Source organism: Aliivibrio thorii, assembly GCF_057368585.1.
In genome coordinates, this window is the sequence record NZ_CM170654.1 from 438,960 (window position 1) to 460,814 (window position 21,855).

The 21,855-nt window shown below is 41.4% G+C and carries 8 protein-coding genes, 4 tRNA genes and 3 rRNA genes; 11 read left to right on the forward strand and 4 right to left on the reverse strand.

Going from position 1 to position 21,855, the window contains the following annotated elements; translation table 11 throughout:
• Window positions 1–136 precede the first annotated feature (136 nt).
• A complete protein-coding gene (gene sfsA / locus AC2IP4_RS01985) occupies window positions 137–844 on the reverse strand; it encodes a DNA/RNA nuclease SfsA (protein ID WP_105055468.1) in 708 nt (235 codons plus the stop codon).
• Window positions 845–903: 59 nt separating this feature from the next.
• On the opposite strand from sfsA, the gene hrpB reads away from it, so the two are divergent.
• From hrpB to AC2IP4_RS02010, 5 genes are all read left to right on the forward strand, one after another.
• Entirely contained in the window at window positions 904–3,369 is a 2,466-nt protein-coding gene (hrpB, locus tag AC2IP4_RS01990; protein WP_486310506.1) for an ATP-dependent helicase HrpB, read from the forward strand.
• A gap of 23 nt (window positions 3,370–3,392) precedes the next feature.
• Window positions 3,393–5,768 (forward strand): penicillin-binding protein 1B, encoded by a 2,376-nt coding sequence (mrcB, locus tag AC2IP4_RS01995; protein WP_486306748.1) that lies wholly within the window; start codon window positions 3,393–3,395, stop codon window positions 5,766–5,768.
• A 190-nt stretch (window positions 5,769–5,958) separates the two neighbouring features.
• Window positions 5,959–6,034 (forward strand) — tRNA-Phe (locus tag AC2IP4_RS02000).
• 56 nt (window positions 6,035–6,090) lie between these two features.
• Window positions 6,091–6,166, forward strand: a tRNA-Thr gene (locus tag AC2IP4_RS02005).
• 30 nt (window positions 6,167–6,196) lie between these two features.
• A tRNA-Asn gene (locus AC2IP4_RS02010) sits at window positions 6,197–6,272 on the forward strand.
• Between the two features lie 156 nt (window positions 6,273–6,428).
• Here the strand turns inward: AC2IP4_RS02010 and AC2IP4_RS02015 are convergent.
• Entirely contained in the window at window positions 6,429–8,054 is a 1,626-nt protein-coding gene (locus AC2IP4_RS02015) for a methyl-accepting chemotaxis protein (protein ID WP_375321201.1), read from the reverse strand.
• Between the two features lie 711 nt (window positions 8,055–8,765).
• Between AC2IP4_RS02015 and AC2IP4_RS02020 the strand changes: the two genes are divergently transcribed.
• From AC2IP4_RS02020 to acnB, 6 genes are all read left to right on the forward strand, one after another.
• A 16S ribosomal RNA gene (locus tag AC2IP4_RS02020) occupies window positions 8,766–10,308 on the forward strand.
• 363 nt (window positions 10,309–10,671) lie between these two features.
• A 23S ribosomal RNA gene (locus tag AC2IP4_RS02025) occupies window positions 10,672–13,562 on the forward strand.
• Between the two features lie 136 nt (window positions 13,563–13,698).
• Window positions 13,699–13,814, forward strand: a 5S ribosomal RNA gene (rrf, locus tag AC2IP4_RS02030).
• Together the 16S, 23S and 5S rRNA genes with 1 tRNA gene alongside form the textbook arrangement of a ribosomal RNA operon.
• Window positions 13,815–13,880: 66 nt before the next feature.
• Window positions 13,881–13,957, forward strand: a tRNA-Asp gene (locus tag AC2IP4_RS02035).
• 164 nt (window positions 13,958–14,121) lie between these two features.
• Window positions 14,122–16,383, forward strand: coding sequence for a patatin-like phospholipase family protein (locus AC2IP4_RS02040; protein ID WP_486306747.1), 2,262 nt, complete (start codon window positions 14,122–14,124; stop codon window positions 16,381–16,383).
• A 221-nt stretch (window positions 16,384–16,604) separates the two neighbouring features.
• On the forward strand, window positions 16,605–19,193 hold the full coding sequence (acnB, locus tag AC2IP4_RS02045) for a bifunctional aconitate hydratase 2/2-methylisocitrate dehydratase (protein ID WP_486306746.1): 2,589 nt from the start codon (window positions 16,605–16,607) through the stop codon (window positions 19,191–19,193).
• A 44-nt stretch (window positions 19,194–19,237) separates the two neighbouring features.
• On the opposite strand, the gene AC2IP4_RS02050 is transcribed toward acnB, so the two are convergent.
• Together AC2IP4_RS02050 and AC2IP4_RS02055 are read right to left on the reverse strand one after the other, a co-directional pair.
• Window positions 19,238–20,572 carry an IS4 family transposase gene (locus AC2IP4_RS02050; protein WP_375320795.1) on the reverse strand — a complete coding sequence of 445 codons (1,335 nt, stop codon included), beginning with the start codon at window positions 20,570–20,572 and terminating at the stop codon, window positions 19,238–19,240.
• A gap of 135 nt (window positions 20,573–20,707) precedes the next feature.
• The gene (locus AC2IP4_RS02055; RefSeq protein WP_375321198.1) at window positions 20,708–21,847 is read right to left on the reverse strand and encodes a glycerate kinase; all 1,140 of its coding nucleotides are present in this window, start codon (window positions 21,845–21,847) and stop codon (window positions 20,708–20,710) included.
• Window positions 21,848–21,855 lie beyond the last annotated feature (8 nt).

The window sequence follows — 21,855 nt, forward strand, 5'->3', positions numbered from 1 at the left end:
TTTCACCAGCCAATGAGGCCGCTATCTATAACAGAAAGAAAAGGGGCAATCAAATATTGAATACACCAATTGAGATCTAGTAGCAAGAACGTAGCACTTTTCTTAAAAAGAATGTAATGATTGCTTATTAAAGCAACTAAATACTAAAAGGTAGCTTACGCACGATCTTCATCTCTTTTGGTGACATCTCTGCTTGGTAACAGAGAACCGTAACCCCACTTTCAATCGCATCTATTAATAAAGAATTATATTTTTGGTCTATATGGTGTGCGATTGATACTTTTTCAATACCTGAATGTAAAACAGCGAAAAATAAAACGGATTTTTTTCCATTTAATGCCATTTCACTCAGTTCTCGTAGGTGTTTTTGTCCTCGAGTGGTCACTGCGTCAGGAAAATAACCCTGACCTTCCCTACCTAATAAAGTAACGCTCTTCACTTCAATATAGCAGTCAGGTAATGAATCTTCACTAAGAAGAATATCAATACGGCTATTTTCTGAACCATATTTCACTTCTGTCTTAAGTGTGTTGTATTCATTTAGCTCATCAACTTGTTTATTTTGAATTGCTTCAACGACGAGTTGATTCGCTCTAATGGTATTAACGCATATTGTGTGATTCTTTTCTGTGACGCTTAACTCCCAACTATTAGGATATTTGCGCTTTAGGTTACTGGATGTCGAAAAAAACACCGTATTGCCAGGGGTTGCACAGCCAGTCATCGCACCAGTATTGGCACAATGGATAGTTCGCTCGCTTTTATCTGGTAATTCAATGTCGGTTAAAAAGCGTTTATAGCGTTTTATTAACACTCCAGATTCTAATTCAGGTTCAAATTTCATTTAACTACTGTTTTTTTGTACAATGGTTTAATTCGAGATAATGCCATAAGGCGAAACGATTGTCACAGTTACCTATTGAAAGAGTGATCCCGTCATTAATTGAAGGGTTATGTCACCATTCTCAAATTATTTTAAAAGCATCTACAGGCGCAGGTAAATCTACGTATCTGCCTTTAATGCTGTTAAAAGAAAATGTGATTGAGGGTAAAATCATTATGTTGGAACCTAGACGGTTGGCTGCGCGAAATATAGCTAATTATTTAGCTTCTCAACTAGGTGAGTCAGTGGGGGAGCAAGTTGGTTTTAGAGTGAGAGGTGAGACTAAAGTCAGTTCAAAGACTCGTTTAGAGATCGTAACTGAAGGTGTGATGACTCGAATGATCCAAGCTGACCCTGAATTATCAGGGGTAGGGCTACTAATATTTGATGAATACCATGAACGTAGTTTACATGCTGATACTTCTTTGGCTTTTTCTCTTGAGGTTCAAGAAGCCTTAAGGGATGACTTAAAAATAGTAGTCATGTCGGCAACGTTAGATCAAGAATCACTAAAAAGTTTATTACCTATGGCTCTCTATCTTGAGTCTGACGGTCGATTATTTCCTGTTGAGACCTTCTATGCACCCTTGAAAGTAAACCAAAGAATAGTCGAAGCGGTTGAATCTACAATTCGTCGAGCTCTTAGCGATGAGCGAGGTTCGATACTTGTGTTTCTTTCTGGTGTTGGTGAAATAAAGCAGTTAGAAGAGCGATTAAGCGATCTTCCTTCTGATATCGTGATTGCCCCCCTGTATGGTCAGCTTGATCCTAGAAAGCAACAGCAAGCTCTAAAAGCTGCGGCTAAAGGGCAACGTAAAGTGGTGTTAGCGACCAATGTTGCTGAAACCAGTTTGACGATTGAAGGGATAAGGATTGTTATTGACAGTGGCTATGAACGTAAAGCCACATTTGATGTTAAAACTGGCATTACAAAGTTAGAGCATAGACGTATAGCACAGTCATCTGCAGAGCAAAGAAAAGGGCGCGCAGGACGTTTAGAGGTGGGTATTTGCATTCGTTTATACAGTGAGTCGCAATACTTGCAACAAGCTTTACTGCAATCACCAGAAATTGAATCTTCAGATTTATCTTCTTTGGTATTAGAGCTTACTAAGTGGGGGGTGACGAATCCACTCGATTTACAGTGGTTAACACCACCGCCAACTGCAAATACGGAACAGGCTCGTTCTTTATTATGTCAATTAGGATTTATTGATTTACAGGGTCAATTGACTGCACTTGGTGAGCAATCACAACGATTAGGCCTTGAACCTAGACTTGCGGCTATTATTTTACAAGCTCAACAGCATTCAATTGAATACTTGCATACTGCTTTGTATTTACTTCCTATTATTGAAGAACCTGCAAAATCTATTTCTTCGAAAGATTTGAGCTTTCATCTTTCTTTATTGATTGATGGTAAGTATCCAAAGCAAGCTTATTATCAACAGCGTATTCAACGTTTAGCAAAATTACTATCCGTAAAAGAAGAGGCCAAACTTGCGTCTATAGATATTATTGGCGAAGTTCTTGCTGTTGGGTTTCCAGAACGATTAGCGATGGCTAAAGGTTCTATAGGGCAATTTCAATTAGCAAATGGTCATGGCGTTCAAATGGATGAAATTGAGTCTATTGCACAAAGTGATTATCTAGTCGTGGTGGATTTGTTAAAAGGCAATCAAAATCGAAGTTATGTATTTCTTGCGGCATCATTATCTAAATCATCATTAATGAACGCCGCATCTCATTTAATCACCGAAAATGAATATGTTGATTGGGATGAAAAATCAAGCAGGATGGTGGCTGAAAATAGACGTTATCTAGGGAGACTAATTCTTGAAAGGAAAAGCATAAGTTCACCTGATCCTGAAAAAATATCTTTCGCATTACTTAGTATGCTCAAACGAAAAGGCTTGATGTGTTTGGATTGGAATAAAGACGTTCAAGCGTTACATTCCCGTTTATTGTGTTGTTGTGAGTGGTTGCCCGAAATTTCTCTCCCTGCTATGCGGGAAAGTGACCTGCTTGAGAAGGTTGATGAATGGCTATTGCCTTTTATGAATGGGATTAAAAGCGATAAGCAACTTAAAAGCCTTAATCTGATTGATGTGTTAGAAGCGTATGTTGGTTGGGATAAGATAAAGCTGATTAATGAGTATTTTCCAACACATTATTTATTACCTACAGGGACAAAGGCAAAGATCTGTTATGAGTTGCAATCTGATCCTAAAATTTCAGTTAGAATGCAAGAAGTCTACGGTGAAGCTCAAACGCCGTTATTAGCGAAAGGAACAAAGAAATTAGTGATGGAGTTATTATCTCCAGCTAAAAGACCGCTGCAAACGACCAGTGATTTAGCTGGGTTTTGGAGTGGTTCATACAAAGAAGTACAAAAAGAAATGAAAGGACGGTATCCCAAGCATATTTGGCCTGATGATCCCGCAACTCATCAAGCGACAAAAAAAACAAAACGTCACTTTAATTAATTTCTCAATTTAAAAGATCTCTCATGGCTGAAAAGAAAAAAACACCAGTAAAGGCTGCGCCGAAAAAGGCGACGACAAAAAAGAAAGCGGCAACCAAAAAGAAAACGACAACTAAAAAGAAAGTACAATCCTCTCGTTCATTTTGGAAAGGGTTATTGGTGCTGTGCTTTAAGCTAGGTTTAATTTTGCTAGCTATTCTCGTTATCGCTGGTATTTACCTAGATACCGTGGTTAAAAAGCGGTTTGATGGACAATTATTTAGCTTGCCGACGGTGGTTTATAGCCGTGTTCTGACATTATCTCCTGGACAAAGTATTAGCCTGCAGTCAGTTAAAAAAGAATTGGATTTATTAAAGTACCAAAAAGTGAGTCAACCTCAACGATCTGGTGAGTATTCATCATCATCAACAAAAATTGAATTGATCCGCCGCCCTTTTGAGTTTCAACAAGGGCCTGAGCCAGATCGTCATGTCATGTTGTATTTTAATGCTGACGAGTTACAAAAGATTGAGAATAGAACTGCAAAAAAACAAATGGGTTTTTTACAGATAGAGCCTCAATTTTTAGGAATGTTAGATGCGGATGATGATCAACAGCGTTTATTCTTACGAAGAGAACAGTTTCCTGAAGTGATGGTTGATGCGTTATTAGCGACAGAAGATAGAGATTTTTATCAGCATGATGGTGTATCACCGTTGGCAATTGCTCGTGCTGCATTAGTCAATGCAAAAGCAGGAAGAACAGTTCAAGGTGGAAGTACTCTAACTCAGCAATTAGCTAAAAACTTATTTCTATCTAGAGAGCGAACCTTATGGCGTAAAGTTCGCGAAGCCTATATTGCTTTAATACTTGATTATCGTTATAGCAAAGACCGTATTTTAGAAGCATATTTAAATGAAGTGTATCTAGGGCAAACTGGTGGAGAGGCTATTCATGGTTTTGGGTTGGCTGCTCAAGTGTATTTCGGACGTCCAATTGAAGAGTTACGTATTGATCAACTTGCTATGTTAGTTGGCATGGTAAAGGGACCTTCTTATTACAATCCAATGCGTTTTCCTGAAAGAGTAAAAGAGCGCCGAGATTTAGTATTACGTCTTATGATGCAAGAAGATATTTTATCCCCTCGTCAATATGAGATGGCCGCGGGTCGTTCTTTAGATGTAAAAAAACGAGCAACGATTGCGACCAGACAGCCAGCATATTTCCAACAACTCAAATGGGAATTGAAAGAGAAGGCAGGAGCTGCATATCAAAAAGGAGTGGGTTTACGAGTGTTCACTACTCTTGATCCTTTATCTCAACAAAAGGCAGAGCAAGCGGTAGAGAAGAGGATCCCTCAATTAGAGAAACGAGCGGGTAAAGGCTTAGAAGCTGCTATGGTGATCGTTGATCGTCAAAGTGGAGAGATCAGAGCTATGATCGGTGGAAGTCGCACTGGATTTGATGGGTTCAACCGTGCGATTAATGCTAAGCGTCCAATTGGCTCTTTAGTGAAGCCTGCTATTTATTTGTCTGCACTAGAAAGTCCAGATAAGTTTTCTTTAGCTACGACTTTAGATGATAAGGCTATTTCATTAAAAGGGAGTAAAGGGACAACTTGGACCCCTCGAAACTTTGATCGTAAATTCAGAGGGCAAGTTCCTTTATATTACGCGCTCTCTCGCTCGTTGAATGTACCCACTGTAAATTTAGGCTTGATGGTTGGTTTGAGTAAGGTGACTGATACCTTGGTTAAATTAGGTGTAGATGCGCAAGAGATTAATCAAGTACCAAGTATGCTGTTAGGGTCACTTAACTTATCGCCATATCAAGTTGCTCAGATGTATCAGACTCTTGGTAATGGAGGAAAGAAGGCAAAGTTAACAGCATTAAAGGCGGTTGTAGATAATGATGGTAACTTACTATATGAAAACTTCCCACGCTCTTCTAGTGTCGCTCCTGAACAGGCAACTTGGTTGACTATTTATGGTATGAAAAAAACAGTGAGTGAAGGGACAGCAAGGTTTTTGAATAGTAAATACAGCTGGGCAGGTTTGGCGGGCAAGACTGGGACGAGTAATGACTCTCGAGATAGTTGGTATGCTGGGATTGATGGACGAGAAGTTGTTATTACTTGGCTTGGTCGTGATGATAATAAACCGATGAAATTAACCGGTTCAAGTGGTGCATTAAGAGTTTATGCTGATTATCTTGATTTGCGAACGCCAGAAGCATATCAATTGCCATGGCCTAATGACGTAACAACCGCTGGATTTGATTTGGAAAGAAATAAAACGCTAGAACCAAATTGCAGAGGAAGCGTAAAGTTACCTATATGGGATAAAAGTGGTCAATATAAAGCAGAGTGTGATAGAAAAAACAGCCCAGCGGCTTGGTTAACAGATGTTTTTGGGCTATAAATAACGTCTAATTATGATTGATACCATAATGCTAATTACGAATGAAAGTGATGTTTGATCTTATCTATCAGTGTTTTGTTTAATGAAACGTTATAAAAACAAGCATTCAGTACGTATTTTCATCAAACGAACTTTTATTTGTAATTATAGGTTGACCTAAAGGTGTAAAAGCCGTTTAATACACCTCGTTGCCCGGATAGCTCAGTCGGTAGAGCAGAGGATTGAAAATCCTCGTGTCGGTGGTTCGATTCCGCCTCCGGGCACCATATTAAATTGTTGGTGCTTAGTGATTTATTAACACGAGCAATAAAAAAATTAGTGTGCCGACTTAGCTCAGTAGGTAGAGCAACTGACTTGTAATCAGTAGGTCACCAGTTCGACTCCGGTAGTCGGCACCATTAATTCTCCTAGTGAGATGTAACACCTGTTCCCTTTTAGTTCAGTTGGTAGAACGCCGGACTGTTAATCCGTATGTCGCTGGTTCAAGTCCAGCAAAGGGAGCCACATTTAAAGCCTCGTCAGAAATGACGAGGCTTTCTTCGTTCTTGTTATAGTAAAATATACTCGTTTTAAATTACGCCATATATTAATTGATGTATCTTCCGATATAAAAAAGGCACACCAAAGTGGCATGCCATTTATAATTTATTCAGCAGTTAACTAGTTTTTGACACGAAACTTATTTAGCCAGGTCTCTAGGTCATCAGCTAGTTCCGTTAATGTATGAGTACTGTCTTTACTTTCAGCAACAACATTTGCTAACTTCTGACCACTTTCTTCAATCATATTTACTCGTTGAGTAATGTCTTCACTAACATGCCGCTGCTCTTCAGAAGCCGTTGCAATTTGATGACTCATGCTTGATATAGATTCAAGAGCAGTAACGATTTGTTGTAGAGCATCAGAAGCATTTTGAGATTCTGATACGGTACTTTTGCTTGTTTCAGCACAAATTTCCATTGTTGAAATGGCGTTACGAGAACCTTCTTGCAAGTTAGATATCATTTGCTGTATTTCTTTAGTGCTGCCTTGGGTTCTTCCTGCAAGGTTGCGAACTTCATCTGCTACCACTGCAAAACCACGTCCTTGTTCTCCTGCTCGAGCGGCTTCAATCGCTGCATTTAAAGCAAGTAGGTTAGTTTGCTCTGCAATATCACCAATAACATCAAGCACTTTAACAATGTTATTAACTTCACTATCTAATTCGGCTACTGCTGTACTTGCAGTGTTTAGTTGTTCTGCTAGTCCTTCTATATTGTGGACAGTTGCAGTAATTAACGTTTGAGTAAGAACACTTTGTTTATCTGCTTCATCCGTATTCATTGCCGTCTGCTGTGCTGATTCTGCTACATTATTTGCAGAGGAAGCCATTTCTGTTATTGCGGTGGCGATCATTTCGGTTGATTGATGCTGGCTTTCCGTTAATTGACTTACAGATCCTGATCTTGAATGTACATCTGCTAATTCTGCTTTTAAAGCTAACATTGATTGAGTTAAGTGTTGAACTAATTCAGCTAATGAAAGATTCATCGTTTGTACTGCGTGATAAATACTGCCTTCAGTTGCTTTTGTATCAAATTGAGTAACTATCTCTCCAGCCGCAACAGTTTGGATTGCAGCATGCACATCCTTTGGTTCTCCGCCTAATAAAGAGATCATGCGCTTCATAGATATCATCAGAATACTAAAAATTAAACTAGCAATAATAAAAGCTAATCCAAATTGCCATTGGGCGGTAGACCAAAAACGAGCATTTACTTCTGTTTCACCGATTCCTGTACCTACGATCCAATTCCAGTCTTTTGTTTTTTCTGCAATAGATAGCTTTTTATCAATACTGCCGTCAGGCATTTTTAATGACCAAGTATATTCAGCGATACCATTTGGAGTTTTAGAAATGGCATCATCTAAGATTTGTCCAACACTTTGGCCTTTACTATCTCTAAATTCATGAAAGCTTGTGCCATGAAGCTGAGGATCAAGAGGGGCGGCTAAGAACATTAAATTATCATCAGCGACGTAAACATATTCATTATCTTTATAAATATTATTACGTAAGATAGCTATGGTGAGTTTTTTTGCTTTATTTTCTTCAATCTTACCTTCTCTTACCATTTCTTCCATTGTGGTAATTAAATTATAAGTTGTTTGAAAGATTTCTGTGACTCGAGCTTTATTGTCTATAGTACTCGCTACTCGTAGCGTCCATAAGCCAGTCGCAGTCATTGTTATCAGCGAAAATAAAATAATAGCAGCAAGAACATATGATTGTGTTTTCAACTTCATGTCGTTTGTCCTAAATATAATGGTTATCCTTAAACTACTAAATCGGCTGATAAATAACTTTAAGGAATGATTTCGGGATTCTTGATAGATCGAGCTTATATAGCACTAAAAGGGGGGGGTGTGTAGATCTAAATCATGATTTCCGTTGGTTGTAGAAATAAAAGATATCTTTATAAAATACTTAGTTTTAATTGTTTTTGTTTTAAACTGAGACTATTTGAACGTTATATATACGGAAATTTCGTATTTTGGTGGTTTTTTCCTCATTTGAATTGAAAAATAGTTTTAATTTAATAAAAGAGCTTGCCAATGTGTTCGAACTCTCTATAATGCGAGCCCACTGACATGGAGAGCCTACCCCATAAGGGGGTTGCAATCTAGAGTTAGTAAGATGGTTTAGAAATTAAGTTTTAAATAAGTGCTTGACACTGAGACTTAAATCGATAAAATGACCGTCCTCTTCACAGAAAAGCGAAAACGCTTTGAAAGTAGAAGAAAAGCTCTTTAATAATTTGAAACCTATTAATCTGTGTGGGCACTTGTGAATTGATAATCACTAGTTTTTTCACTTTTCGAAGTGATGATAAACAAAATAATCAATGAACTGAGTGACTACACAAAATTACTTTTATGTAACAATCAGTATTAATCATTGAGCTGGTTTTGTTTCTGCTTCTCTTTATAGAAAAGACAGAGCAGCCAAAAAAACTTTAATTGAAGAGTTTGATCATGGCTCAGATTGAACGCTGGCGGCAGGCCTAACACATGCAAGTCGAGCGGTAACAGGAATTAGCTTACTAATTCGCTGACGAGCGGCGGACGGGTGAGTAATGCCTGGGAATATGCCTTAGTGTGGGGGATAACTATTGGAAACGATAGCTAATACCGCATAATGTCTTCGGACCAAAGAGGGGGATCTTCGGACCTCTCGCGCTAAGATTAGCCCAGGTGAGATTAGCTTGTTGGTGAGGTAAGAGCTCACCAAGGCGACGATCTCTAGCTGGTCTGAGAGGATGATCAGCCACACTGGAACTGAGACACGGTCCAGACTCCTACGGGAGGCAGCAGTGGGGAATATTGCACAATGGGCGAAAGCCTGATGCAGCCATGCCGCGTGTATGAAGAAGGCCTTCGGGTTGTAAAGTACTTTCAGTCGTGAGGAAGGGTGTGTAGTTAATAGCTGCACATCTTGACGTTAGCGACAGAAGAAGCACCGGCTAACTCCGTGCCAGCAGCCGCGGTAATACGGAGGGTGCGAGCGTTAATCGGAATTACTGGGCGTAAAGCGCATGCAGGTGGTTCATTAAGTCAGATGTGAAAGCCCGGGGCTCAACCTCGGAACCGCATTTGAAACTGGTGAACTAGAGTGCTGTAGAGGGGGGTAGAATTTCAGGTGTAGCGGTGAAATGCGTAGAGATCTGAAGGAATACCAGTGGCGAAGGCGGCCCCCTGGACAGGCACTGACACTCAGATGCGAAAGCGTGGGGAGCAAACAGGATTAGATACCCTGGTAGTCCACGCCGTAAACGATGTCTACTTGGAGGTTGTGGCCTTGAGCCGTGGCTTTCGGAGCTAACGCGTTAAGTAGACCGCCTGGGGAGTACGGTCGCAAGATTAAAACTCAAATGAATTGACGGGGGCCCGCACAAGCGGTGGAGCATGTGGTTTAATTCGATGCAACGCGAAGAACCTTACCTACTCTTGACATCCAGAGAATTCGCTAGAGATAGCTTAGTGCCTTCGGGAGCTCTGAGACAGGTGCTGCATGGCTGTCGTCAGCTCGTGTTGTGAAATGTTGGGTTAAGTCCCGCAACGAGCGCAACCCTTATCCTTGTTTGCCAGCACGTAATGGTGGGAACTCCAGGGAGACTGCCGGTGATAAACCGGAGGAAGGTGGGGACGACGTCAAGTCATCATGGCCCTTACGAGTAGGGCTACACACGTGCTACAATGGCGCATACAGAGGGCAGCAAGCTAGCGATAGTGAGCGAATCCCAAAAAGTGCGTCGTAGTCCGGATCGGAGTCTGCAACTCGACTCCGTGAAGTCGGAATCGCTAGTAATCGTGAATCAGAATGTCACGGTGAATACGTTCCCGGGCCTTGTACACACCGCCCGTCACACCATGGGAGTGGGCTGCAAAAGAAGTGGGTAGTTTAACCTTCGGGAGGACGCTCACCACTTTGTGGTTCATGACTGGGGTGAAGTCGTAACAAGGTAGCCCTAGGGGAACCTGGGGCTGGATCACCTCCTTAAACGATAGATTGCGATTTATGAGTGTTCACACAGATTGATTAGGTTTTAATAAGTTGAAGTGACAGAGCTTTAATTAATGATTTCGATTATTGATTAAAGCTTTTTGCTTTAAGCTCTTTAACAATTTGGAAAGCTGACTGATTTAAATAACTTACGAGTTGTCTAAATCAAAATTTAAAAGTTCTTAATATCTTTTGTTTATCTTTAGATAAACAAATTAAAAACACATTCAAGTGTTCTTGTATTTTGAATCCGGCGAAAAACCAGAACTCGCAATGACGAGTTCAACCTTGGTTGCTGTTTTGTCTTCACTTTTGAAAAGTGAAAGCAAACGGTCCATACGAAACCTCTTGGGGTTGTATGGTTAAGTGACTAAGCGTACACGGTGGATGCCTTGGCAGTCAGAGGCGATGAAAGACGTATTAACTTGCGATAAGCGTAGATTAGGTAGTAAAAACCATTCGAGTCTACGATTTCTGAATGGGGAAACCCACTAGCATAAGCTAGTATCGCTGCGTGAATACATAGCGCAGCGAGGCAAACCGGGAGAACTGAAACATCTAAGTACCCCGAGGAAGAGAAATCAACCGAGATCCCGAAAGTAGCGGCGAGCGAAATTGGGTTAGCCCTTAAGCTTTTAATGAGACAGGTGAAGCCTCTGGAAAGTGGCGCGATACAAGGTGATAGCCCTGTAACCGACATCTCATCATCAGTGAAAACGAGTAAGGCGGGACACGTGATATCCTGTCTGAATATGGGGGGACCATCCTCCAAGGCTAAATACTACTGACTGACCGATAGTGAACCAGTACCGTGAGGGAAAGGCGAAAAGAACCCCTGTGAGGGGAGTGAAATAGAACCTGAAACCGTGTACGTACAAGCAGTAGGAGCATACTTGTTATGTGACTGCGTACCTTTTGTATAATGGGTCAGCGACTTATATTCAGTGGCAAGGTTAACCGTTTAGGGGAGCCGTAGGGAAACCGAGTCTTAACTGGGCGTTCAGTCTCTGGATATAGACCCGAAACCAAGTGATCTAGCCATGGGCAGGTTGAAGGTTGAGTAACATCAACTGGAGGACCGAACCGACTAATGTTGAAAAATTAGCGGATGACTTGTGGCTAGGGGTGAAAGGCCAATCAAACTTGGAGATAGCTGGTTCTCCCCGAAATCTATTTAGGTAGAGCCTCGGACGAATACTACTGGGGGTAGAGCACTGTTAAGGCTAGGGGGTCATCCCGACTTACCAACCCTTTGCAAACTCCGAATACCAGTAAGTACTATCCGGGAGACACACGGCGGGTGCTAACGTCCGTCGTGGAGAGGGAAACAACCCAGACCGCCAGCTAAGGTCCCAAAGTTATAGCTAAGTGGGAAACGATGTGGGAAGGCTCAGACAGCCAGGATGTTGGCTTAGAAGCAGCCATCATTTAAAGAAAGCGTAATAGCTCACTGGTCGAGTCGGCCTGCGCGGAAGATGTAACGGGGCTAAGCTATACACCGAAGCTGCGGCAATGCAATTTATTGTGTTGGGTAGGGGAGCGTTCTGTAAGCCGTCGAAGGTGTGCTGTAAGGCATGCTGGAGGTATCAGAAGTGCGAATGCTGACATGAGTAACGATAAAGGGGGTGAAAAACCCCCTCGCCGGAAGACCAAGGGTTCCTGTCCAACGTTAATCGGGGCAGGGTAAGTCGACCCCTAAGGCGAGGCTGAAAAGCGTAGTCGATGGGAAACGGGTTAATATTCCCGTACTTCCTATAATTGCGATGGGGGGACGGAGAAGGCTAGGTGGGCTTGGCGACGGTCGTCCAAGTTCAAGTGCGTAGGCTAAGAGTTTAGGTAAATCCGGACTCTTGTTAGGCTGAGACACGATGTCGAGCTACTACGGTAGTGAAGCCATTGATGCCATGCTTCCAGGAAAAGCCTCTAAGCTTCAGATTATAAGAAATCGTACCCCAAACCGACACAGGTGGTCGAGTAGAGAATACTAAGGCGCTTGAGAGAACTCGGGTGAAGGAACTAGGCAAAATGGTACCGTAACTTCGGGAGAAGGTACGCTCCTAGCGGTGATGAGACTTGCTCTCTAAGCTGCCGGGAGTCGCAGATACCAGGTGGCTGCAACTGTTTATTAAAAACATAGCACTGTGCTAAATCGTAAGATGACGTATACGGTGTGACGCCTGCCCGGTGCTTGAAGGTTAATTGATGGGGTTAGACTTCGGTCGAAGCTCTTGATCGAAGCCCAAGTAAACGGCGGCCGTAACTATAACGGTCCTAAGGTAGCGAAATTCCTTGTCGGGTAAGTTCCGACCTGCACGAATGGCGTAATGATGGCCACGCTGTCTCCACCCGAGACTCAGTGAAATTGAAATCGCTGTGAAGATGCAGTGTACCCGCGGCTAGACGGAAAGACCCCGTGAACCTTTACTACAGCTTGGCACTGAACATTGACCCTACATGTGTAGGATAGGTGGGAGCCTTTGAAACCAGTACGCTAGTATTGGTGGAGGCAATCTTGAAATACCACCCTTGTATGCTTGATGTTCTAACGTTGGCCCCTTATCGGGGTTGCGGACAGTGCCTGGTGGGTAGTTTGACTGGGGCGGTCTCCTCCCAAAGAGTAACGGAGGAGCACGAAGGTGGGCTAAACACGGTTGGACATCGTGTGGTTAGTGCAATGGCATAAGCCCGCTTGACTGCGAGAATGACAATTCGAGCAGGTGCGAAAGCAGGTCATAGTGATCCGGTGGTTCTGAATGGAAGGGCCATCGCTCAACGGATAAAAGGTACTCCGGGGATAACAGGCTGATACCGCCCAAGAGTTCATATCGACGGCGGTGTTTGGCACCTCGATGTCGGCTCATCACATCCTGGGGCTGAAGTCGGTCCCAAGGGTATGGCTGTTCGCCATTTAAAGTGGTACGCGAGCTGGGTTTAGAACGTCGTGAGACAGTTCGGTCCCTATCTGCCGTGGGCGTTGGATGATTGAAAGGGGCTGCTCCTAGTACGAGAGGACCGGAGTGGACGAACCTCTGGTGTTCGGGTTGTTACGCCAGTAGCATTGCCCGGTAGCTAAGTTCGGGATCGATAAACGCTGAAAGCATCTAAGCGTGAAGCGAGCCTTGAGATGAGTCATCCCTGATACTTTACGTATCCTAAAGGGTTGTTGGAGACTACGACGTAGATAGGCAGGGTGTGTAAGTGCTGCGAGGCATTGAGCTAACCTGTACTAATTGCCCGTGAGGCTTAACCATACAACACCCAAGGGGTTTTGAACGGATTTGAAGTAACAAGAAACAGATTGAATGTGATTAAGAACAGCTCTTTATATAGAGAAACAGCTTTCCAGATTATTATTTATCTCTTATTGAGGTAGATAGAAAGAATTTGCTTGGCGACCATAGCGTTATGGACCCACCTGATCCCATGCCGAACTCAGAAGTGAAACGTAATAGCGCCGATGGTAGTGTGGGGTTTCCCCATGTGAGAGTAGGACATCGCCAGGCTCCTATTTATTTTTACTTTTTAATAAAAGTAAAATCAAAAATAGCATTATGCTGAATAGACACTGCGGAGTGGTAGTTCAGTTGGTTAGAATACCGGCCTGTCACGCCGGGGGTCGCGGGTTCGAGTCCCGTCCACTCCGCCACTATACCCAAAAAGCCCTAATCGAAAGATTAGGGCTTTTTTACGCCTGTATAAAAGTAAAAGAATGCTAAATAGACACTATGAAGCGGCAGTTCAGTTGATTAAGCTTTTTATCTCCTCTCTCATCCTGTATTCTTTTTATATCAATATTTCAAGGATGATCTTATGCGCTTCAAGCCTCTCCTACTTTCTTCTATTTTTTTATGTATATCTTATTCAACAGTCTTAACTGCTGAAACTCGCCCTAAAATTGGTCTTGTACTTGCTGGGGGCGGAGCTAAAGGGGCTGCGCATATTGGTGTATTAAAAGCATTAGAAGAAATGCATATTCCTATTGATTATATTACTGGCACAAGTATGGGAGCTTATATTGGTGGTTTATATGCTTCAGGAATGAGTGCTGATGAAATAGAAGAGTTTATCGATACGGTTGATTGGAATAGTGGTTTTGTTGATAAAGTAGAGAGAAGTGAAAGAGAAATTAGAGATAAAGAGTATGAAGACCGTTATCAAATAGGTACTGATATAGGTTTTTCATTCACAGAGTTAAAGGCTCCGAAAGGTCTTGTTCAAGGCCAAAACATGGCAAAGATTCTTCGTACAACGTCGGGGAATGTATCTTACTTACAATCATTTGATGATCTTCCTATACCATTTAGAGCAGTCGCTACTGATATTGAAAAATTAGAACCCGTAGTTTTAGATAAAGGCAATTTGGCAGAGGCAATGATGGCAAGTATGTCAGTACCTGGTGCTTTACCCCCCGTTGAATACGAAGGGCGTTTACTCGTTGATGGCGGAAGTGTAAATAATATGCCTGTAGATGTTGCTAGGGATATGGGAGCAGATATCATCATCGCAGTAGATATTGGTTCTGATTATTTAGAAGCAAAAGATATCTCAAGTTATTTATCAGTAATGGGCCAATTAACAAATTACATCGTAAAAAATAGCACAAAAGAGCAAGAAAAATTATTAACTAATGACGATATACTTCTTTCTCCAAATGTAGGGAAAATGGAAACGGCAGAGTTTAGTAAGATGCCTTTTGCGTATGGAAAAGGTTATGATATCGCTTATGAGCAGCATTTAGAGTTAGATAAATTGGTATTACCTACTGCTGAATATCAAACTTATTTAAAAGAAAAAGAACAAAAAACCAGTCAGTTAAAACGTGGTGATAATCTTAAAATAGATCATGTAACGTTAAATAATAACAGCTCATACAGTGAACGTATGTTATTTGAATATCTTCAAATAGATGAGGGTAAAACTTATACTTCAGAACAATTAGAAGCTAAAGTTAGAGCGCTGTATACGATTGATAGGTTTGAAAGAATTGATTATTTTTATCAGACAACCAATGATGGATCTACAGAACTCGTTGTTGATGTAAATGAAAAAAGTTGGGGACCAAATTATTTAGATTTTCGTTTTTCATTAGAAGATGACTTTTATAATCAAAGTAAATACTCGCTTGGTTTTTCTATCAATTTTACAGATATTAACATAATTGGTTTATCTGAAAACAGTTCTGAGTTAAGGACAAATTTTGAATTAGGTACAGATAAGTTGATGCAAGCAGAGCTATATACACCTTTTCTTAGTAATCAATTATTGTTTTCTTCTTTAAAAGGGACTTATAGCGTTACTCAAACTCAATTTAGGCCAACTCCTACTCTTGATAATATAGATAACTACCTACCAACTGAATATAACGAACTTGAATTTGAAGCATCTCTAGGTATACAACCCGCGCTTTGGAGTGATTTTAGGATCGGGGGGAGATATACAACGGGTGATTTAGTTTTAAATATTATTCCAGATTATAATAGTGATTATGAGAGACAAGGAATATTTGCACAATATCGTTTAGATACGTTGGACAATTTTACTTTTCCGACTAAAGGTTTTTATTTATTTACTGAGTATTTATATAGCGAAGATACATTAGGCGAAATTAGTAGTAGCGATACGATTGATGATTCAGTTGTAGAGTTAACCGTTAATGGGCGATTTGCTTATACAATAAAGCGTCATACTTTAGTCGTGCACGGTGAGTATGGTGTTGTAGAAAATAAAAATGGAGGTATTCCTCTTGAGCCTAAATCTCTGGGGGGCTTTCTACATTTATCAGGGATATCAAAAGATAGTTTATCTGGTGAGAATTTAGCATTTGCAAGTTTAGTTTATCGTTATCGTTTAATGGACAATGATTTTGGATTATTCCAGTCACCTATATATTTAGGTGGATCTCTTGAGCAAGGAAGTGTCTGGAATGATGAACATTTTAGTGATACCCCTATGTATACAGCAGGCTCTATTTTTGCAGGAATAGACTCACCAATAGGCCCTATTATTTTCGCTTATGGTCGCACAGAACAAAATCATGAATCAGTATATTTAAGTATTGGTGCAACTTTATAATGTTTAAAAGTGCGCCATAAGTCGTATGTTGTTTGATGTGGTGAGATTTTAATTTTGAGTTAAATTTGGTATCATCTCGCCACATTTTTAGTCTATTCCGATACATATTCTCTTGTTTTATTGAGATTTATAACAGAATTAAAAAGTTAATGGATATAAACTGAATTGTTTCCAAGGATGTTTACTCATTAAGAGTAGACCAGAAAGTGAGGAATTAAGTCGTGCTTGAAGCTTATCGTAAACACGTCGAAGAGCGTGCTTCAGAAGGTGTGGTCCCAAGACCATTAGATGCTGAGCAAGTAGCAGCATTAGTTGAATTAGTAAAAAATCCACCGCAAGGTGAAGAAGAATTTATTCTTGATTTGCTAGAAAATCGCATTCCACCGGGTGTTGATGAAGCGGCTTATGTAAAAGCGGGCTTCTTAACTGCAATCACAAAAGGTGAAGTAGCGTCTCCATTAGTTAGCAAAGCAAAAGCGACTGAACTGCTTGGTACTATGCAAGGTGGTTACAACATTGAACCTCTAGTCTCTCTACTAGACGATGCTGAGCTTGCTCCAATCGCTGTTAAAGCATTGTCTCATACTCTACTGATGTTCGACGCATTCTACGATGTAGAAGAGAAAGCGAAAGCAGGTAATGCTTCAGCACAACAAGTACTTCAATCTTGGGCTGATGCTGAATGGTTTACTGCTAAAAATAAAGTAGCAGAAAAAATTACTGTTAAAGTATTTAAAGTCACTGGTGAAACCAACACCGATGATTTATCTCCAGCGCCGGATGCATGGTCACGTCCTGATATTCCAGTACACGCAAAAGCGATGCTGAAGATGGAACGTGATGGCATTACTCCTGATGAACAGGGCAGCGTTGGTCCAATTACTCAAATTGAAGAAATGCAAAAAGATGGCATCCCACTGGCTTATGTTGGTGATGTAGTTGGTACCGGTTCTTCACGTAAATCTGCAACTAACTCAGTACTTTGGTTTATGGGCGAGGATATCCCATTCGTACCGAACAAGCGTACTGGCGGTGTTTGTCTTGGTGGTAAAATTGCACCAATCTTCTACAACACAATGGAAGATTCAGGCGCACTACCCATTGAACTGAACGTACAAGACATGAACATGGGCGATATCATTGATATCTACCCGTACGAAGGTGTTGTTCACAAGAACGGTTCTGTGATTTCAAACTTTGAGCTAAGCAAAGTACTTCTTGATGAAGTGCGTGCTGGTGGCCGTATTCCATTGATCATCGGTCGTGGCTTAACGGGCCGTGCTCGTGATGCTTTAGGCTTAGCTGAAACTGACCTGTTTGCTAAGCCAGTCGACCCTTCTGCTTCTGATAAAGGCTACACGTTAGCTCAGAAGATGGTAGGTAAAGCGTGTGGCGTTGAAGGTGTGCGTGCGGGTCAGTACTGCGAACCTAAAATGACAACGGTAGGCTCTCAAGATACTACGGGTCCTATGACACGTGATGAGCTTAAAGATCTGGCGTGTCTTGGTTTCTCAGCAGACCTAGTAATGCAGTCTTTCTGTCATACATCGGCATACCCTAAGCCGGTTGATGTAAATACTCACCATACGCTACCTGATTTCATCATGAATCGTGCGGGTGTTTCACTGCGTCCAGGTGATGGTGTTATCCACTCATGGCTAAACCGTATGCTTCTGCCTGATACTGTAGGTACAGGTGGTGATTCGCATACTCGTTTCCCTCTAGGTATTTCATTCCCTGCAGGTTCTGGCTTAGTTGCATTCGCGGCAGCAACGGGTGTAATGCCTCTTGATATGCCTGAATCTATTTTGGTTCGTTTTAAAGGTGAAATGCAGCCAGGTATCACGCTACGTGATCTAGTACACGCAATTCCTTTATACGGCATCAAGCAAGGCCTTCTGACAGTAGAGAAAGCAGGCAAGATTAATGAATTCTCTGGTCGTGTGCTAGAAATTGAAGGTGTTGAACACCTATCTGTTGAGCAAGCATTTGAGCTTTCTGATGCATCGGCTGAGCGTTCTGCTGCAGGTTGTACCGTTAAGCTTTCTGAAGAGTCTATCTCTGAGTACTTGAACTCAAACATCGTTATGCTTAAGTGGATGATCGCTGAAGGTTACGGTGATGTTCGTACTATCGAGCGTCGTATTACGGCAATGGAAGAGTGGCTAGCGAACCCTGAGTTGCTTGCTGCTGATTCAGATGCTGAATACGCTCATGTTATCGAGATTGACCTTGCTGATATTGATCAGCCAATCCTATGTGCACCAAACGATCCAGATGATGCTCGTCTTCTTTCTGATGTTCAAGGTACTGAGATTCAAGAAGTGTTCATCGGTTCTTGTATGACCAATATCGGTCACTTCCGTGCTGCAGGTAAGATGCTTGAAGAGTTTAATGGCTCTTTGAATACTCGCCTATGGGTTGCTCCGCCAACTAAGATGGATAAAGACCAACTGACAGAAGAAGGCTACTACGGCATCTTCGGTCGTGCAGGGGTTCGTATTGAAACTCCGGGTTGTTCATTATGTATGGGTAACCAAGCTCGTGTTGCTGACGCTTCGACAGTAATGTCGACGTCTACTCGTAACTTCCCGAACCGTTTGGGTAATGGTGCGAACGTTTATTTAGCTTCTGCTGAGCTTTCTGCTGTTGGCGCGATTCTAGGTCGTATTCCAACGAAAGAAGAGTACTTAGCGTACGCTGAGAAGATCAATGCAACCGCTGCCGATACATACCGTTACTTGAACTTCCATAAAATGGGTCAGTATACAGAAAAAGCAGATACGGTTATCTTCCAAGAACCCGCTTAATTTTTGTTGATAAATGAAAAAAGCAGCCAGTTCGGTAATGCCAGTCAGTTAAGCTGACTGGCTTTTTTCTTTTTCCAGCAAGGGTACTTCACGGCTTTAGCTCGAACTCTCCTTGGATAGCGCCTATCTTCTCTCTTTGGCGGTAAAATGTAGTGAGCGGTATTTGCCTGTAAAGAGGCGATAGTCTTCGGGATATTACCTGCACTATTTAGTGACATTGTGTACAACATATTTATGATTGCCAGCGAGCATGATGTGAAACTTAATTGGTTTGCGTGAAGCCCCTTCACCGTATGTGACATCTTAACCATTTGATATCTAAGTAAGTTATAACCAAGTAATATCCCCCATAATTCTTGTCTAATCATCTCAGGCTTTTTACTTCGAAGGTGATGCTCACTATTTAGAAGCGTCTGTTTCATTTCTCTATAACCGACTTCTATCTCCCAACGCTCACTGTACAGCTCTACCATTTCAGACGATGGAAAACGCATTGGATCAACCATTGAAGTTAAAATTTGAGTCTCTTTTCCTTTCACTTTTTTACTCACTAACCGAGCTTCAATATATTCCGGCAGATCAAGGAACTTCTTTCTAGCTTGTGGCGATGTTTTTAAACGCACTAATTTATCTTGTCGACCTAAAGTTCGTACTTCCTCATATATTGTTCCTTTCTTCACAGGAAGCAACCAATGACGTTCCGATCCTGTTGTAGACCATTTATGAAGTAAGCCAAGGGAATAAAATCCTTTATCAAACAAAGTTATAGAGTTATCTGGAGTGGATGAGATAAGTTGTTCAGCTAAAACCATTTCACTGACTTTTGTGCTATCAAAAGCACTATTGATCAATAAATGGCTAGTGAGTTCCATTTGGCATACCATTCTGATTTGAGGGTAGCAGGTTTCGCCATGCTGATTACTTTTAGGTTCAAATACTTGAAGGTTTTCTTTTGTGTCAGGCGCTCGCCAAACTACGCCATCAACACCTAATAATTGTAAACCGTTCCATGTTGGATGGTTTGCTTCGGTATTCCAGATTTCAGCTGTTGATGTGAAAATATGTCTTACTGCTTCGCTTCCAAGTCTTTGTCTCGCTTGAACTACTGCACTCGGAGCCACTAGTGGCCGCTTTCCTGGCAGCATAAGCTGCATATTACTGGTAATGTCCCAGACTGACTCATCTCGATAGAAAGCCATGCCTAACACAACCCAAATCATCATATCTAATGGTAATCGGCGCTTACGGATCGTAGCTATCCCAGCCTCTTCTAAACATTGATTAATAAATTCAGGAGGTAATATATCACTGAGTTTTCCGAGAGAATCAGAATCAGGGACGAAATCATTAGCCAGTGTTAGAGCTTTAGTTAGTTGCATAAAAAATCCGATATTGGTTACCCAATATCGGATTTTGAAGGTTTTTAACGATCAGTCAAATGATCTGGAAAATTTCTTAACTGATCGGCATTAGCCAGTTCGGCTGCTTTTTTATTGCGTTGAATCTTAAGTTAATTATTTTTTAATATACATCGAATAAATTGCAGCGACATTTCTTGCTGTATTTTCAACATTAATAGCGGCTTCTTTTAACGCTGTTTCTAATGATACAGAGCGAGGAACAACACTGAATACTGCATCAATACCATATTCATGAACAATAGCGCAATCATCAGATAAGCAACCAGCAATACCAATAACAGGTAAATCAAACTTTTTCGCTGTTCTTGCTACACCAATAGGCGTTTTGCCATGAATGGTTTGGCTATCGATACGCCCTTCACCTGTAATCACTAAATCTGCTTTAGCCAGCACATCACTTAAATTAACTGCGTCCATTACGATTTCGATACCAGGTCGAAGCGTGGCATTAAATAAACCAAGTAACGCAGCACCAAGGCCACCTGCAGCACCTGCGCCTTCAGTATCTTTTACGTCTTTATTCAATTGTGATTTCATCACATCAGCATAATGATTTAGGTTTGAATCTAATGTTTTGACCATTTCTGGTGTCGCCCCTTTTTGTGGGCCAAACACGAAAGATGCACCTTTAGGGCCACATAATGGGTTATCAACATCGCATGCGACTTCAAGAGTAATGTCATTAAGACGAGGATCTTTATTTGAAGTATCGATCGTTGCAAGGTGCTCTAATGAACCGCCACCAAATGCAAGATCATTACCATCTTTATCCAGAAGTTTGATACCAAGAGCTTGAGCCATACCAATGCCGCCATCGTTAGTTGCACTGCCACCAATTCCGACAATAATATGTTTTACACCTTTATCGAGAGCCGCTTTAATTAACTCGCCAGTGCCATAGGTTGTGGTATGTAAAGGGTTACGTAAACTTGGTTCAACAAGGTGCAAGCCTGATGCTGCAGCCATTTCTATAATTGCGGTTTGGCCATCGCCAAGTAATCCATAGAATCCAGTTACTTTCTCACCAAGAGGTGCTGTAACCGCATGTTCAATTATAGACCCACCAGTAGCGTCAATTAGAGATTGAACTGTCCCTTCACCGCCATCGGCCATCGGTAACTTAATATATTCAGCGTTAGGTAATACTTGTTTAAATCCAGCTTCAATTGCCGTAGCGACTTCCATCGCCGTTAAACTTTCTTTGTATGAGTCAGGAGCAATAACAATTTTCATAATAAAGC

Bases quoted from the DNA above. Each gene is read 5' to 3' on its own strand.
- sfsA (WP_105055468.1), bottom strand. From the start codon at position 844: ATGAAATTTGAACCTGAATTAGAATCTGGAGTGTTAATAAAACGCTAT.
- mrcB (WP_486306748.1), top strand. From the start codon at position 3,393: ATGGCTGAAAAGAAAAAAACACCAGTAAAGGCTGCGCCGAAAAAGGCG.
- AC2IP4_RS02015 (WP_375321201.1), bottom strand. From the start codon at position 8,054: ATGAAGTTGAAAACACAATCATATGTTCTTGCTGCTATTATTTTATTT.
- AC2IP4_RS02040 (WP_486306747.1), top strand. From the start codon at position 14,122: ATGCGCTTCAAGCCTCTCCTACTTTCTTCTATTTTTTTATGTATATCT.
- AC2IP4_RS02050 (WP_375320795.1), bottom strand. From the start codon at position 20,572: ATGCAACTAACTAAAGCTCTAACACTGGCTAATGATTTCGTCCCTGAT.
- AC2IP4_RS02055 (WP_375321198.1), bottom strand. From the start codon at position 21,847: ATGAAAATTGTTATTGCTCCTGACTCATACAAAGAAAGTTTAACGGCG.